The organism is Eubacterium sp. ER2 (genome assembly GCF_000765215.1).
Taxonomy (GTDB): Bacteria; Bacillota; Clostridia; order Lachnospirales; family Lachnospiraceae; genus Claveliimonas; species Claveliimonas intestinigallinarum.
In genome coordinates, this window is record NZ_JPJE01000030.1 from 22,008 (window position 1) to 37,464 (window position 15,457).

Here is a 15,457-nt window from a genome sequence, read left to right on the forward strand (position 1 = left end):
ACCGGGAGAAAGGAGGACGTGACTTGCCATGCCCGCACTTTGATGTGAAAATCATCCAGCGCAGCAAGCGCCAGTCAGCCGTTGCGTCTGCCGCCTACCAGAGCGGGGAACGGCTGTTTTCCGAATACGACCAGAAACAGAAATACTATTCCCATAAAAGCGAAATCGTCCACACCGAAATCATGCTGCCGCCCCATGCCCCGCCGGAATACGCAGACCGGAATACCTTGTGGAACGCCGCCGAAGCCATCGAGAAGCAATGGAACTCCCAGCTTGCCCGGAGGTTTGTGCTTGCCATTCCGAGGGAACTTCCCCGGTCACAGTACGCCGACCTTATCCGGGACTACTGCCGGGAGTTTTTTGTTTCCAAGGGCATGATTGCCGACTTTGCCATCCATGACAAGGGGGACGGAAATCCCCACGCCCACATCCTGCTTACCATGCGGGCAATGGACGAACAAGGCAAGTGGCTCCCAAAGAGCCGGAAGGTTTATGACCTTGACGAGAACGGCGAGCGTATCCGGCTTGCGTCCGGCAGATGGAAAAGCCACAAGGAGGACACCGTGGACTGGAACGACCAGAAGTACGCCGAGATATGGCGGCAGGGCTGGGCTGACACGGCGAACCGCTATCTGGAAGCCATCGGCAGCCCGGAGCGCCTTGACCTTCGTTCCTATGCCCGACAGGGGATTGATAAAATCCCCACCGTCCACATGGGGCCAGCGGTCAGCCAGTTGGAGAAGAAAGGCATACAGACCAACATCGGCAACCTGAACCGGGACATCAAAGCCGCCAATTCCCTCATGCAGTCTATCCGGCAGATGGTACGCAGCTTAAAGGGCTGGCTGTCCGGCCTGAAAGAGAAAAAGGCAGCGCTGCTGGAAGTGCTGGAACAGGCAAAGGAGCCGACCATCCCCGAACTGCTTTCCCGGTATCTGGATATGCGGAGCGAGGAACGCACCGGCTGGACTTCCAAGGGGAAGCTGAAAGGCACTGTTGGCGATTTCAACAAGGTCATGGAAGCCCTTGACTTCCTGCGGCAGAAAGAGATCTCCACCGTGGAGAGCCTTGACGCCTATCTGGATAAGGTCAGCGGGGAGATACTTTCTGCCAAAACCGACATCCGAAAATCGGAACGCCGGATAAAGGCCATCGACACCACCCTTTCCCATATCGCCAACCACGGAGCCTACAAAGAGGTTTACAAGAAATACGCTTCCATCGGCTGGAAAACCCGAAAGGAGAAGTTTGCCGCCGAACACCGGGAGGAACTGGACGCCTACCTTGCCGCAAAGCGTTTCTTCAAAGCCCATCAGGAGGAATTGCCCTTCGATGCGAAAGAGTTAAAGAAAGAACGGGCGCAGCTTTCCGAGGAACTGTCTAAAAAAAATGAGGGATTGCAGGCGGTTCAGGCGGATATGAAGCTGCTGCGGGATGTGCGCTACTGGATAAACCATGTGCTGCCGCCCGACCAGCGCCGTGTTGTGCCGGAGCCGGGAAAGAAGCCGTCCATCAACGAACAATTAAGCTGGAAGATTGAGGGCGCAAAACAGCGGGAAGAACAGAAACGCCAGCAGCCCCGCCGCCAGCAAAAACAGGATATGGAACTTTAACCAATCAGGCGCTTGCCTTTTCTTTGTGAGAATGGCAGGCGCTTTTTCTATTTTCAGGAGGATTTGCCTATTGAACGTATTTGAAGCCGTGAAGCAGTCTGTTTCCACCCGGCAGGCCGCCGAGCATTACGGTATCCGGGTAGGGAGAAACGGGATGTGCGTCTGCCCTTTCCATGACGATAAAAACCCCAGCATGAAGGTTGACCGGCGTTTCCATTGCTTCGGCTGTCAGGCAGACGGGGATGTGATTGACTTTGTTTCCCGTCTGGAAAACGTCAGCCCCAAAGAAGCCGCCCTCATGCTGGCGCAGGACTTCTCCATCCCCTATGAGGACAGGGAGCCGCCAAGCAGGAGCCGCCCGAAGCGGAAGCCACGTCAGGAAAGCCCGGAACATCAATTTAAGCGCATGGAGCGCCACTGTTTCCGGGTACTGTCCGACTATCACAATCTGCTGCGCTGCTGGAAGCGGGACTATGCCCCAAAGACGCCGGAGGAAGAATGGCACCCGCTTTTCGTGGAAGCCTTGCAGAAACAATCCCATGTGGAATATCTGCTGGATGTGCTGCTGTTCTCCGACATAGGGGAACGGGCTGCCCTGATTGCCAGCTACGGAAAGGAAGTGAGGAACCTTGAGCGGAGAATGGCAGACCTTGCCGCCAGAACTGCGGCAGGCCGTGACGGACACCATCGAAGCCGCACCCCCGCCCCGGAGCGTTGAGGAAGTGAAAGCCATGCTGGAGGGCACCGAGAAAGGCGGCGTGCGGAACAGTATCCACAACTGCCTGACCGTGTTCCAGTATGACCCCATTCTTTCCGGGGCGGTTGCAAAAAATCTCCTGACCGAGCGTATTGACCTTCTAAAGCCCATCGGCAGGAAACGCAGAACCGGCAGCAAGGCCATGACCGACACGGACATGAAATATATCCGGCTGTATCTGGAAGATACCTACGGCCTGACAAGCGAGAAAAAGATAGCAGACGCCGCTGATCTGGCCGCAGACGCCAACAGCTACCATCCCATCCGGGACTACCTGAACGGCCTTGTCTGGGACGGGAAAGAGCGTATCCGCTACTGCCTGCGTCACTTTCTGGGAGCCGACACAGACAACTTCACTTACCATTCCCTGCGGCTGTTCCTGCTGGGAGCCATCCACCGGGCATTCTGCCCCGGCTGTAAGTTTGAGGTCATGCTCTGTCTGGTTGGCGGTCAGGGAGCCGGGAAATCCACCTTCTTCCGGCTGCTGGCCGTAAAAGACGAGTGGTTTTCCGATGATTTGCGGAAGTTGGACGATGATAACGTGTACCGCAAGCTACAAGGCCACTGGATAATTGAAATGTCGGAGATGATTGCCACCGCAAACGCCAAGAGCATAGAGGAAATCAAGTCATTTTTAAGCCGCCAGAAGGAGGTCTATAAAATCCCCTACGAAACCCACCCGGAGGACAGGCTGCGGCAATGCGTGTTCGGCGGGACTTCCAATGCGCTGGACTTCCTGCCCCTTGACCGTTCCGGGAACCGGCGCTTCCTGCCGGTCATGGTCTACCCCGGACAGGCCGAGGTACACATTTTGGACGATGAAGCCGCTTCCAGAGCCTATCTGGAACAGGTATGGGCGGAAGCCATGACAACCTACAAAAGCGGCGATTTTAAGCTGTCTTTTACACCCGAAATGATACAGTACCTCAAAGAACACCAGCGGGATTTCATGCCGGAGGACACCAAGGCCGGGATGATACAGGCGTACCTTGACCGCTACACTGGCAGCGCCGTATGCTCTAAGCAGCTTTTCAAGGAAGCCCTGAACCACCCCTTTGACGAGCCGAAGCAATGGGAAATCCGGGAAGTCAACGACATCATGAACCACTGTATCACGGGATGGAAGTATTTCTCCAATCCCCGGATATTTGAAGGGTACGGCAGGCAAAAGGGCTGGGAACGAGAAGCCCCGGCAACGGGCGCTGACAACGGGCGTGAAAAAACGCCGGACGGATTTGTGGAAGTCACGGAGCAGATGGAACTTCCCTTCTGAATAATCCGGAGAAATCACAGCCGGTTGCCGACCCCGTTGCTATCCCGTTGCCGAGCCGGTTGCCGGGAAAAAGACCGTAACTGCGGGCTTTTCTCCCCTCTGACAACCAAAGCAACAGAAAAATAAAAGAAAAAGTAAATAAACAGTAACCCGCCAGACAGAGATTGTTTTCGAGGTTTTTTGAAGACCGTTGCCGGACTTCGTTGCCGACCTTCTCCTGTCTGGCTTATTTTATTTATGGAGGTAACTGCCTATGGCAAAAAGCAAAACTGAAATCCATGTCACAACGGTATTTGACGGCGAACTGGACGCTACGGATGTTTTCGTGAGCCTGATTGCACAGAAATACAGCCAGAGAAATAATAAAGAATATCTTGCGAAAAAGCAAGATTTAGAGTATAATAAAGACAAGGTTCAGAGTGACCGTGTTCCGTCTGGATTGTGCGGGTAAACGGTTATGATGAACGGAATGGAATATACAGGCATGGACGCAATACTGGCGGGCAGCTTCCGGGCGGCTATCTATTGCAGGCTTTCCAAGGACGATGACCTTGACGGGGAGAGCGCCAGCATTGCAAACCAGCGGGATATGCTGGAAACCTACTGCGAGAAGCAGGGATGGGAGGTTGTTGCAGTCTATCAGGACGATGGCTACACGGGGCTGAACATGGAGCGCCCCGACCTGAAACGGATGTTGAAAGCCATCGAGCGCAGGCAGATAAACCTTGTGGTCACGAAAGACCTATCCAGACTGGGTAGGAATTACTTGCAGACCGGCTTCCTGATTGAAGATTTCTTCCCCCGCCACGGCGTCCGGTATATCGCCATGAATGACGGTATCGACACCATGCGGGACAACAACGACATTGCGCCGTTCAAGAACATCCTCAACGAGATGTACAGCAAGGACATTTCCAAGAAGGTTCATTCCTCTTATCTGCTGAAAGCGCAGAAAGGCCAGTTTACCGGCTGCCTTGCCCCCTTCGGGTATCGGAAAGACCCGGAGGACAAAAACCATCTGCTGATTGATGAGGAAACGGCCCCCATTGTCCGGCGTCTGTTTGCGTGGGCGCTGGAAGGACACGGCCCCAACTACATCCGGCGCAGGCTGGAAGAAGAAAAAATCCCATGCCCGACCTACTGGAACCGGGTGCGGGGCTTTCGGAACGTGTCAACCAAGTGGGAAAAGAAAGACCCGGTAAACGGGCGGTATATGTGGGATTTCTCCGTGATTAAGGACATCCTGATGAACCCCGTCTACACCGGCGCTATCGCTTCCCAGAAGAAGGAATACCGCTTCAAAATCGGCACCATCGGGGAGAAGAAGCCGGAGGACTGGATTGTGGTGGAGAACCAGCATGAGCCGCTTGTTGACCGCAAGACCTTTGACATCGTGCAGCGCAAGCTGAAATCCCGGCAGCGCCCCCGCCAGACCGGGGAAATCAGCCTGTTTGCGGGGCTTATCAAGTGCGGCGAGTGCGGGAAGTCGCTGACGATCCGCTACACCAACGACAAGCACCCGAAGCAGATTTATTCCTGTAAGACCTACAACGCCTACGGGAAACAGCACTGTACCCAGCACCGGGTTGAGTACGACACCCTTTACAGCCTTGTACTGAACAAAATCCGGGAGTGCGCCAGAGCCGCCCTGATGGACGGGGAAGCCGTTGCCGGGAAGCTGACCGATACCTGCGAAGCAGAGCAGAAAGGCCAGCGGGAAGCATTGGAGCGTTCCCTTACCAAAGACGAGGAACGGATTGACGTTCTGGAAAAGATGGTGCTGCGGCTGTATGAGGACATGGTTGCCGGACGTATCAGCGAAGCGAACTTCAATCTGCTGATGGAAAAGACGCAGGCGGAACAGGCCGAGTTGAAGGCAAGGGTTGAGGAAGGCCGGAAAAAGCTGGCCGATGAAATCCGGCTTGCGTGTGACGCCCGCCAATGGGTGGAAGCCATTCAGGAATACGCCGACATCACGGAACTGGACGCCGCCACCTTAAACCGCCTGATTAAAGAAATCGTTGTCCATGAGAGTATAGACAGCGATAAGACAAGACACATTTCTATCGAAATTCATTTCAATCTCAAACCCATCCCGGAAGTGGAGCAGGTCACGGCCTGACCTGCCCCCGCCGGGGCGGTTCTTAAAAACTCCATAGATATTTCTTGACACGCCGCCGCCCGCCATCGAGCCGTTTTCCTACACCTATTTGGGGATAAAACAGCTCATGGCTGGCGCTGGCGTCGCCGTGGTCGGCATGGTCCTCGTACCCCTGCTCTCCAGCCTGTTCACCGTCTGATCGCTCCCGTCGTTAAGCTGTCATAAGAAATCCTTGCCGCCCCTGCCCCCAAGCGGGGGCGGCTGAAAGGAGGTTGACACCGTATGGATTTCTTACTCGATGCCCTTACTGACTGGCTCAAGGAAATGTTGGTAGGCGGCATTATGAGCAACTTATCGGGGATGTTCGATAGCGTGAACCAGCAGGTCGCAGACATTGCGACACAGGTGGGCCAGACCCCTCAGGGCTGGAACGGGAGTATTTTCAGCATGATCCAAAATCTCTCCAACTCCATCATGGTGCCGATTGCTGGCGTGATCCTGGCTATCGTGATGACGCTGGAGCTGATTCAGATGATTACCGACAAGAACAACCTGCATGATGTGGACACCTGGATGATCTTCAAATGGGTGTTCAAATCTGCCGCTGCCATCCTCATCGTCTCAAACACCTGGAACATCGTGATGGGCGTGTTTGACGCAGCTCAAAGTGTGGTGGCGCAGGCGGCGGGCATCATCGGTTCCGACGCTTCCATCGACATCTCCTCTGTCATGACCGATATGGAGTCCCGGCTGATGGATATGGACCTGGGGCCGCTGTTCGGCCTGTGGTTCCAGTCGCTCTTTATCGGCATTACCATGTGGGCGCTTTACATTTGTATCTTTATCGTGATTTATGGCCGTATGATTGAGATTTACCTTGTGACCTCGGTGGCTCCCATCCCTATGGCCACCATGATGGGCAAGGAATGGGGCGGTATGGGCCAGAACTATCTGCGCTCGTTGATCGCCCTGGGCTTCCAGGCATTTCTCATCATCGTCTGTGTGGCGATCTACGCCGTGCTGGTGCAGAGTATTGCCACCGAATCCGACATCATTATGGCCATCTGGAGCTGCGTGGGCTATACGGTCCTGTTGTGCTTTACGCTCTTTAAGACCGGCAGCCTCGCAAAATCCGTTTTCAATGCACATTAACCAGGAAGGAGGTAATCCCTTTGGCTTATGTACCTGTACCCAAGGATCTTACGAAAGTCAAAACCAAGGTCGCGTTCAACTTAACCAAGAGGCAGCTTGTCTGCTTCGGCGGCGGTGCGCTGATCGGCGTACCGCTTTTCTTCCTGCTCCGGGGGCCTGTGGGAAACAGCGTGGCTGCCATGTGTATGATGCTGGTCATGCTGCCCTTCTTCATGCTGGCGATGTATGAAAAACACGGTCAGCCCCTGGAAAAGATCGTGGGCAATATCATCAAGGTGGCCGTCATCCGGCCCAAGGAGCGCCCGTATCAGACCAACAACTTCTATGCCGTTTTGGAACGGCAGGAAAAACTCGACAAGGAGGTGTATGACATTGTTCACGGTAATCAAAAGCTGGCTGCACCGGCTGTTCGGAAAAGACGAAAAGACCGCGCAGCCGGTTAATCAGAAAAAGATGAAAAAGCTGTCCCGCGCCGACAGAAAGCAGATCGAGGCTGCCATTGCCCGTGCCAATCGCACAGACAAAAAGAAAAAATCGGCTCAGGACAGTATCCCCTATGAACGGATGTGGCCGGACGGCATCTGCCGTGTGGCAGGCAGCCGCTACACAAAGACCATCCAATTCCAGGACATCAACTATCAGCTCTCGCAGAACGAGGACAAGACAGCGATCTTCGAGGGCTGGTGCGATTTCCTCAACTACTTCGACAGCTCCATTCAGTTCCAGCTGTCCTTTTTGAACCTGGCAGCCTCTGAGGAGACCTTTGCCCGCGCCATCAACATTCCTCTCCAGGGGGATGATTTTGACAGCATCCGGGTGGAGTACACCACCATGCTGCAAAACCAGCTGGCAAGAGGCAACAACGGTCTTATCAAGACCAAGTACCTGACTTTCGGCATCGACGCCGACAGCCTCAAGGCCGCCAAGCCCCGTCTGGAGCGCATTGAGACCGACATTCTCAACAACTTCAAACGCCTGGGCGTGGCCGCCGAGACCCTGGACGGCAAGGCGCGGCTGGCACAGCTTCACGGCATTTTCCACATGGATGAACAGGTGCCGTTCCGCTTTGAATGGGACTGGCTGGCTCCGTCCGGTCTGTCCACCAAGGATTTCATCGCGCCGTCCGGCTTCGAGTTCCGCACCGGCAAACAGTTCCGTATGGGTAAAAAATACGGGGCTGTTTCTTTTTTGCAGATCCTCGCCCCGGAGCTGAATGACCGGATGCTGGCGGATTTTCTGGATATGGAAAGCTCTCTGATCGTCAGCCTGCATATCCAGTCCGTAGATCAGATCAAGGCCATCAAGACGGTCAAGCGGAAAATCACCGACCTGGATAAATCCAAAATTGAGGAACAGAAAAAAGCCGTCCGCGCCGGATATGACATGGACATCATTCCCTCCGACCTTGCCACCTACGGTGCCGAGGCCAAGAAGCTCTTGCAGGATTTGCAGAGCCGAAACGAGCGAATGTTCCTTGTGACCTTCCTGGTGCTGAACACGGCGGACAATCCCCGGCAGCTGGGCAACAATGTGTTCCAGGCCAGTTCCATCGCACAGAAGTACAACTGCCAGCTGACAAGGCTTGACTTCCAGCAGGAAGAAGGGCTGATGTCTGCGCTGCCCTTGGGCCTCAATCAGATCGAGATTCAGCGGGGGCTGACCACCAGTTCCACGGCTATCTTTGTTCCGTTCACCACCCAGGAGCTTTTCCAGAACGGCAAAGAGGCGCTGTACTACGGTATCAACGCCCTGTCCAACAACCTCATCATGGTGGACCGCAAGCTGCTGAAAAACCCCAATGGACTGATTCTCGGCACCCCTGGTTCCGGCAAGTCCTTCAGCGCCAAGCGCGAGATCGCCAACTGTTTCCTGCTCACCAATGATGACATCATTATCTGCGACCCGGAGGCCGAGTACGCGCCCTTGGTGGAGCGCCTGCATGGGCAGGTCATCAAGATTTCGCCCACCAGCAGCAATTACATTAACCCTATGGATTTGAACCTGGACTACTCGGACGATGAAAGTCCGCTGTCTCTCAAGTCCGACTTCATCCTGTCTCTGTGCGAGCTGATCGTAGGCGGCAAAGAGGGCTTGCAGCCGGTTCAGAAAACCATCATTGACCGCTGTGTGCGGCTGGTGTATCAGGACTATCTCAATGACCCCCGCCCGGAGAATATGCCCATCCTGGAGGACCTCTACAACCTGCTGCGGGCGCAGGACGAGAAAGAGGCGCAGTACATCGCCACGGCGCTGGAAATCTATGTGACCGGCTCCCTCAATGTGTTTAACCATCAGAGCAATGTGGACATCAACAACCGTATCGTCTGCTACGACATCAAGGAGCTGGGCAAGCAGCTGAAAAAGATCGGTATGCTGGTGGTCCAGGACCAAGTGTGGAACCGCGTTACCATCAACCGTGCTGCCCACAAATCCACCCGTTACTACATCGACGAGATGCACCTGCTGCTGAAAGAGGAACAGACCGCCGCCTACACGGTGGAGATTTGGAAGCGGTTCAGAAAATGGGGCGGCATCCCCACCGGCATCACGCAGAATGTCAAAGACTTGCTTTCTTCCCGCGAGGTGGAGAACATCTTTGAGAACTCCGACTTCGTGTATATGCTCAACCAGGCGGGCGGGGACCGGCAGATTCTCGCCAAGCAGCTGGGCATTTCCCCTCACCAGCTTTCCTATGTGACCCACTCCAGCGAGGGCGAGGGCCTGCTGTTCTATGGCTCCACGATCCTGCCTTTCGTGGACCATTTCCCCAAGAACACCGAGCTGTACCGCATTATGACCACCAAACCCCAGGAACTGAAAAAGGAGGATGAATGACCATGAAACCCAACACCGAACTGAATACCATGATGTTTTTTGACGATGCCCTGGAGGGTGAGCGCACCCAGCTGCTCACCGAGCTGGCCGATGCCGTCAGCGAGACCCGCACGGCGGCGGATCAGGCTGCGGAGCTGAACGAGGACGGCGAAGCGGGCCTGCTGCGCCTGACGGAAATCTGGTGCGCCATGAACGGCGTCCCGGCCATCGTCATCTTCGAGGGCGGGCAGTCCGAGCTGCTGGCCAATGTGGTGGCGCAGATCTACGCCCATCTGCTTCAGCACCCCTCCCGTGACCCTGTGGGGCTGGCCGTCTATGTGGAGCTGCGCTACATGACGGCCTCCCTCATGTTGGGGGAATGGTTTGAATAAGGAACCGCGCCTGCGCTTTACGGACGAGGAACGGGCTGACCCGGCTCTGGAGAAGCCCATCCGTAAGGCGGACAAGGCCGCCGCCAAAGCAGACAAGGCGCAGGCCAAAATCCCCAAAAAGCAGGTCCGGCAAAAGACGGTGGACCCGGAGACCGGCAAAGTGACCACCAAGCTGGTGCTGGAGGACAAGAAGAAGCCGCCCTCCAAATTGTCCCATGCGGTGCGGGATACCCCCGCCAATGCCGCTCTGGGGAAGCTCCACAAGGAAATCCGGGAGACCGAACAGGACAATGTGGGCGTGGAGAGCGCCCACAAGTCCGAGGAGGCTGCCGAGACCGGCGTTAGGCTTGCACGGGAAGGCTACCGCAGCCACAAGTTGAAGCCCTACCGCAAGGCGGCCCAGGCCGAGCAGAAGCTGGAGAAGGCCAATGTGAACGCCTTGTATCAGAAGTCCCTGCGGGAAAATCCCCAGCTTGCCAGCAACCCCATCTCCCGCTGGCAGCAGAAACAGGCCATCAAAAAGGAATACGCTGCCGCCAAGCGCGCCGGTCAAGCTGTCGGGAACACCGCCAAGACTGCGGAGGCCACCGGCATGGCGGCCAAGGCGGTCAAGGAGAAAGCCCAGCAAGCGGGCGCGTTTGTCATGCGCCACAAAAAGGGCTTTTTGATTGCGGGTGCGATCTTCCTGCTGGTCTGTATGCTGCTCAACACCATGTCCTCCTGCTCCATGATGGCGCAGAGTATCGGTTCCGTGGTGTCCGGCACCACCTACCCGTCGGATGATCCTGAGCTGGTGGCGGTGGAGGCCGACTACGCTGCCAAAGAAACGGCGCTGCAAGCCGAGATCGACAACATCGAAAGCAGCCATCCGGGGTATGACGAGTACCGCTATGACCTGGATATGATCGGGCATGACCCCCATGAGCTGGCAGCCTACCTGTCCGCCGTGCTGCAAGGCTATACCCGGCAGAGCGCCCAGGCCGAGCTGGAGCGCGTGTTCGACGCACAGTATGAACTGACGCTTACCGAGGAAGTGGAGATACGATACCGCACCGAAACTTCCACGGACCCCGTGACCGGCGAGACGACCACCGAGGAAGTCCCGTATGAGTATTACATTCTGAATGTGAAGCTCACCAGCAAGCCCATATCTTCCGTGGCTTCGGAGCTGCTAACCCCGGAACAGCTGGAAATGTACCAGGTGTACCGGCAGACGCTGGGCAACAAGCCGCTGATCTTCGGCGGCGGCTCCCCGGATACGAGCAACTCCGAGGACCTGACCGGCGTGGTATTCGTCAACGGCACCCGCCCCGGCAATCAGGCCGTGGTGGACATAGCCAAAAGTCAGGTGGGCAATGTGGGCGGTCAGCCCTACTGGAGCTGGTACGGCTTCAATTCCCGTGTGGAATGGTGCGCCTGCTTCGTGTCCTGGTGCTACGGCCAGATGGGGCTGTCCGAGCCGCGCTTTGCCGCCTGCCAGTCCCAGGGTATTCCGTGGTTCCAGTCTCACGGACAATGGGGCGGGCGTGATTACGCCAATATCGCCCCCGGCGACGCCATCTTCTTTGACTGGGACCTGGATGGCAGCGCCGACCATGTGGGCCTTGTGGTCGGCACAGACGGCAGCCGGGTCTACACCGTGGAGGGCAATTCTGGCGACGCCTGCAAGATCAAGAGTTATTCCCTGTCCTACGAGTGCATCAAGGGCTACGGCCTGATGAACTGGTAAGGCCGATTTATGAGAAAAGGAGTGATTGAAATGGCTAAGAACAAAATCCAGCGCATTGACCAGGAGATTGCCAAGGTCCGCGAGAAGATCGCGGAGTACCAGGACAAGCTGAAAACCCTGGAGGCGCAGAAAACCGAGGCGGAGAACCTGGAAATCGTTCAGATGGTGCGCGCCCTGCGGCTGACCCCGGAGCAGCTGAACGCCATGCTCTCCGGTGGTACGGTCCCTGGCATGGCCGCTGCCTCCGCCAACTACAACGAACAGGAGGATACCGACCATGAAGAATAAGAAAATTTTCAAAACCCTTTCGGCCCTCTGCGCCGCCCTGGTGCTGATGATGGGCCTTTCCGTGACTGCCTTTGCCCAGGGAACGGAAGAACTTCCGGCGGAGGATGCCACCAACGACAGCAATGTGGTCGTGGAGGAAACCGAGGACAGTCCGGCCCTGACCCCGGATGGCAACGCCGCCCTGGTGGATGATTTCGGCGACAACAAGCAGCTCATCACCGTCACCACCAAGGCAGGCAACTACTTCTACATCCTCATTGACCGGGCCAACGAGGACAAGGAAACCGCTGTCCACTTCTTAAACCAGGTGGACGAGGCGGACCTGATGGCGCTGATGGAGGACGGTCAGACCACCCAGGAGCAGCCCGCCACCTGTACCTGTACGGAGAAATGTGTGGCCGGTGCGGTGAATACGGCCTGCCCGGTGTGTGCCACCAATATGAGCGCCTGCACGGGTAAGGAGCCGGAACCGGAGACCCCGGAAGAAACCCCGGAACCGGAAGAACCGGCGCAGAAACCCGCAGGACTGAATCCGGCCATTCTTTTGGCGGTGCTGGCTCTGATGGGTGGCGGCGGCGCTTTTGCCTACTTTAAGCTGGTAAAAAGCAGACCCAAGACCAAGGGCAACGACAATTTGGACGATTATGACTACGGCGAGGATGATACCGATCAGGAGGACGAGGACTCCTGGGAGACCGAGGAATCTGACGAGCCGGACGCTGACGGGGGCGGCGACGAGGAAAGCGAGGACAAGACGGTTTGACCCGCTTCACCGACAGCCCCTATGAACGCATGATGACACGCAGGCCGGAGGGCGGGAAGGAAACTTCCCGTCCTCCTACTTTATCTCCCGGCCACCCCTGTTATGGCTGCGGAAATTACCGTGACGGTCAGCCCTGCGTGGGATTCTGCCACCGGCAGCTGACCGCATGGCTGCGGGAAAGGAGGATGAAAAACCATGAAGCTGGTGATCGCTGAGAAACCGTCCGTTGCCCAAAGTCTGGCCGCCGTGATTGGGGCCACCGCCCGCAAGGACGGCTATCTGGAGGGCGGCGGCTGGCGGGTCAGCTGGTGTGTGGGCCATCTGGCTGGTCTGGCCGACGCCGACGCTTATAACCCGGACTACGCCAAGTGGCGCTATGACGATCTGCCCATTCTGCCGGAACCCTGGCAGATGGTGGTGAGCAAGGACAAGAAGAAACAGTTTGATGTGCTGAAGCAGCTGATGAACGCCCCGGATGTGACCGAAGTGGTAAACGCCTGCGACGCCGGACGCGAGGGGGAGCTGATCTTCCGCAGCGTCTATGAGCTGGCGGGCTGCCAGAAGCCCATGAAGCGGCTCTGGATTTCCTCAATGGAGGATTCCGCCATCCGGGAGGGCTTTGCAAACCTGCGCCCCGGTGCAGACTATGACGGCCTGCGGGATGCGGCCCTCTGCCGCGCCAAAGCGGACTGGCTGGTGGGTATCAATGCCACCCGGCTGTTTTCCGTGCTGTACCACCGGACCCTCAACATCGGACGTGTCATGTCCCCGACGCTGGCCCTCATTGTCCAGCGAGAAGCCGAGATCGACACCTTCAAGCCGGTGCCATTCTACACGGTCACACTGGAGCTGCCCGGTTTCACCGTTTCCGGGGAGCGCATGGCAGACAAGGCTGCCGCCCAACAGCTGAAAACGGCCTGCCAAGGTGCGGCTGCCACAGTGAAAAAAGTGGGGCGCAAAAACAAATCCGAGAAGCCGCCCGCCCTCTATGACCTGACCACCCTCCAACGGGACGCCAACCGGCTGCTGGGGTTCACCGCCCAGCAAACCCTGGACTACCTGCAAAATTTGTATGAAAAGAAGCTCTGTACCTACCCTCGGACGGACAGCCGCTATCTGACTTCGGATATGGCGGCGAGTCTACCGGAGCTGGTCCAGCTCACTGCCGGGGCGATGCCCTTTTCCAATGGCATGGAGATTGCCTGCAATGCCGCCCAGATTGTCAACGACAAGAAAGTGACCGACCATCATGCAGTGATCCCTACCCGCAACCTCCAGGGCGCGGACCTGTCCGGCCTGCCGGTGGGCGAAAAGGCGGTGCTGGAGTTGGTGGCTCTGCGCCTGCTGTGCGCCGTGGCCCAGCCCTATACCTTTGCGGAAACCGCCGTTGTTGTCGAGTGCGCCGGAGCGGAGTTTACTGCCAAAGGCCGCACAGTGAAAAATTACGGCTGGCGGGCGCTGGACGCTGCCTATCGCGCAGGGCTGAAGAATGTGGAGCAGGACAAAGAACCCGAGGACAAGGCTCTGCCTGAGCTGTCTGAAGGTCAGACGCTGCCCCTTTCTGGTGCTACCGTCAAGGAGGGCAAGACCACCCCGCCCAAGCACTTCACCGAAGATACGCTACTCTCCGCAATGGAGACTGCCGGGAAGGACGATATGCCGGAGGATGCCGAGCGCAAGGGCCTGGGGACCCCGGCCACCCGCGCCGGGATTCTGGAAAAGCTGGTTTCCACCGGCTTTTTGGAGCGCAAAAAGAGCAAGAAAACCGTGCAGCTCATGCCATCCCATGACGCGGTATCCCTTATCACCGTGTTGCCGGAGCAGCTGCAATCGCCCCTTCTGACTGCTGAGTGGGAGTACCGGCTGGGTGAGATCGAGCGTGGCGAGCTGGCCCCGGAGGATTTCATGGCTGGGATTAGTGCCATGCTCAAAGAACTTGTGGGAACCTATCAAGCTATCAAGGGAACGGAGTATTTGTTCAGCCCTTCCCACGAAGTGGTGGGCAAATGCCCCCGCTGTGGCGGAGAGGTTGCAGAAATGCAAAAAGGCTTCTTCTGTCAGACAGAATCTTGCAAATTTGCAATTTGGAAAAACAACAAGTGGTGGGAGATGAAGCACAAGCAACCTACCAAAGCCATCGTAACGGCACTGCTCAAAGATGGCCGCGCTCATGTGAGGGGCTTGTACTCCGAGAAAACCGGCAAGACCTACGATGCCACTGTGGTGTTGGCGGATGATGGGCAGTACGCCAACTTCAAGCTGGAGTTTGACCAGCAGAAAGGTGGCAAACGATGAAGCTCTCACGCTATGAACAGGAAACCATCATCCTCTACAACCAGGCCGAAGCCACCGCCGAGGTCTATACCCATGACCCCCGGCTGCTGGAGAAGCTGCGGCGACTGGCAGAGAAATACCCGGACCAGATTGTGAAAAAGGACCGCCAGACCTTTCTCGTTCCCAAACGCTGTGTGTCCGTCCGGGAACCTTACAGCGCCGAGCGCCGTAAGGCAGCCAGTGAACTGGCCAAGGCTGCCGGATACAGGCCGCCCACCCCCAAGAAAGGCAATGAGTAAGC

15 protein-coding genes and 1 pseudogene are annotated in these 15,457 nt (G+C 56.8%); all 16 read left to right on the forward strand.

Translation table 11 applies throughout. The annotated features are described in order from the left end of the window. Nucleotides 1-23 precede the first annotated feature (23 nt). Nucleotides 24-1,613, forward strand: coding sequence for a MobQ family relaxase (mobQ, locus tag NI21_RS0111120; RefSeq protein ID WP_033126280.1), 1,590 nt, complete (start codon nt 24-26; stop codon nt 1,611-1,613). 70 nt (nt 1,614-1,683) lie between these two features. Beyond that, the gene (locus NI21_RS0111125; protein WP_173015420.1) at nt 1,684-2,331 is read left to right on the forward strand and encodes a CHC2 zinc finger domain-containing protein; all 648 of its coding nucleotides are present in this window, start codon (nt 1,684-1,686) and stop codon (nt 2,329-2,331) included. A gap of 13 nt (nt 2,332-2,344) precedes the next feature. After that, nucleotides 2,345-3,643 carry a virulence-associated E family protein gene (locus NI21_RS0111130; protein ID WP_033126282.1) on the forward strand — a complete coding sequence of 433 codons (1,299 nt, stop codon included), beginning with the start codon at nt 2,345-2,347 and terminating at the stop codon, nt 3,641-3,643. A 253-nt stretch (nt 3,644-3,896) separates the two neighbouring features. After that, nucleotides 3,897-4,094, forward strand: coding sequence for a hypothetical protein (locus tag NI21_RS0111135; RefSeq protein WP_033126283.1), 198 nt, complete (start codon nt 3,897-3,899; stop codon nt 4,092-4,094). A 6-nt stretch (nt 4,095-4,100) separates the two neighbouring features. Next, nucleotides 4,101-5,765, forward strand: a complete 1,665-nt coding sequence (locus NI21_RS0111140) for a recombinase family protein (protein ID WP_033126284.1) — start codon at nt 4,101-4,103, stop codon at nt 5,763-5,765. 91 nt (nt 5,766-5,856) lie between these two features. Further along, nucleotides 5,857-5,943: pseudogene (locus tag NI21_RS16520) on the forward strand (Maff2 family mobile element protein); the annotation flags it as partial. 83 nt (nt 5,944-6,026) lie between these two features. Further along, nucleotides 6,027-6,896 carry a VirB6/TrbL-like conjugal transfer protein, CD1112 family gene (locus NI21_RS0111145; RefSeq protein WP_002578790.1) on the forward strand — a complete coding sequence of 290 codons (870 nt, stop codon included), beginning with the start codon at nt 6,027-6,029 and terminating at the stop codon, nt 6,894-6,896. Between the two features lie 20 nt (nt 6,897-6,916). Further along, a complete protein-coding gene (locus NI21_RS0111150) occupies nt 6,917-7,339 on the forward strand; it encodes a PrgI family protein (protein WP_002578789.1) in 423 nt (140 codons plus the stop codon). 10 nt (nt 7,340-7,349) lie between these two features. Next, nucleotides 7,350-9,731, forward strand: coding sequence for a VirB4-like conjugal transfer ATPase, CD1110 family (locus tag NI21_RS0111155; protein WP_002578788.1), 2,382 nt, complete (start codon nt 7,350-7,352; stop codon nt 9,729-9,731). A gap of 2 nt (nt 9,732-9,733) precedes the next feature. After that, the gene (locus tag NI21_RS0111160; protein WP_002578787.1) at nt 9,734-10,102 is read left to right on the forward strand and encodes a DUF3851 family protein; all 369 of its coding nucleotides are present in this window, start codon (nt 9,734-9,736) and stop codon (nt 10,100-10,102) included. Next, the gene (locus NI21_RS0111165; RefSeq protein ID WP_002588927.1) at nt 10,095-11,831 is read left to right on the forward strand and encodes a CD1108 family mobile element protein; all 1,737 of its coding nucleotides are present in this window, start codon (nt 10,095-10,097) and stop codon (nt 11,829-11,831) included. The genes NI21_RS0111160 and NI21_RS0111165 overlap by 8 nt, the downstream gene beginning before the upstream one ends. Before the next feature lie 30 nt (nt 11,832-11,861). Next, nucleotides 11,862-12,119: a DUF4315 family protein gene (locus NI21_RS0111170; RefSeq protein ID WP_002588926.1), complete on the forward strand. Its 258-nt coding sequence runs from the start codon at nt 11,862-11,864 to the stop codon at nt 12,117-12,119. Next, entirely contained in the window at nt 12,109-12,882 is a 774-nt protein-coding gene (locus NI21_RS0111175) for a DUF4366 domain-containing protein (RefSeq protein ID WP_002588925.1), read from the forward strand. The genes NI21_RS0111170 and NI21_RS0111175 overlap by 11 nt, the downstream gene beginning before the upstream one ends. Continuing rightward, the gene (locus NI21_RS17055; protein ID WP_038270835.1) at nt 12,879-13,097 is read left to right on the forward strand and encodes a hypothetical protein; all 219 of its coding nucleotides are present in this window, start codon (nt 12,879-12,881) and stop codon (nt 13,095-13,097) included. Before NI21_RS0111175 ends, NI21_RS17055 begins: the two co-directional genes overlap by 4 nt. After that, nucleotides 13,078-15,177, forward strand: a complete 2,100-nt coding sequence (locus tag NI21_RS0111180; RefSeq protein WP_002588924.1) for a type IA DNA topoisomerase — start codon at nt 13,078-13,080, stop codon at nt 15,175-15,177. Before NI21_RS17055 ends, NI21_RS0111180 begins: the two co-directional genes overlap by 20 nt. Then, nucleotides 15,174-15,455: a hypothetical protein gene (locus NI21_RS0111185; protein ID WP_002588923.1), complete on the forward strand. Its 282-nt coding sequence runs from the start codon at nt 15,174-15,176 to the stop codon at nt 15,453-15,455. Before NI21_RS0111180 ends, NI21_RS0111185 begins: the two co-directional genes overlap by 4 nt. The last annotated feature ends 2 nt before the right edge of the window (nt 15,456-15,457 follow it).

Excerpts from the sequence above, each read along its gene's own strand:
- NI21_RS0111130 (WP_033126282.1), top strand. The coding sequence starts at position 2,345 with ATGCTGGAGGGCACCGAGAAAGGCGGCGTGCGGAACAGTATCCACAAC.
- NI21_RS0111135 (WP_033126283.1), top strand. The coding sequence starts at position 3,897 with ATGGCAAAAAGCAAAACTGAAATCCATGTCACAACGGTATTTGACGGC.
- NI21_RS0111140 (WP_033126284.1), top strand. The coding sequence starts at position 4,101 with ATGATGAACGGAATGGAATATACAGGCATGGACGCAATACTGGCGGGC.
- NI21_RS0111145 (WP_002578790.1), top strand. The coding sequence starts at position 6,027 with ATGGATTTCTTACTCGATGCCCTTACTGACTGGCTCAAGGAAATGTTG.
- NI21_RS0111155 (WP_002578788.1), top strand. The coding sequence starts at position 7,350 with ATGAAAAAGCTGTCCCGCGCCGACAGAAAGCAGATCGAGGCTGCCATT.
- NI21_RS0111160 (WP_002578787.1), top strand. The coding sequence starts at position 9,734 with ATGAAACCCAACACCGAACTGAATACCATGATGTTTTTTGACGATGCC.
- NI21_RS0111170 (WP_002588926.1), top strand. The coding sequence starts at position 11,862 with ATGGCTAAGAACAAAATCCAGCGCATTGACCAGGAGATTGCCAAGGTC.
- NI21_RS0111175 (WP_002588925.1), top strand. The coding sequence starts at position 12,109 with ATGAAGAATAAGAAAATTTTCAAAACCCTTTCGGCCCTCTGCGCCGCC.
- NI21_RS0111180 (WP_002588924.1), top strand. The coding sequence starts at position 13,078 with ATGAAGCTGGTGATCGCTGAGAAACCGTCCGTTGCCCAAAGTCTGGCC.
- NI21_RS0111185 (WP_002588923.1), top strand. The coding sequence starts at position 15,174 with ATGAAGCTCTCACGCTATGAACAGGAAACCATCATCCTCTACAACCAG.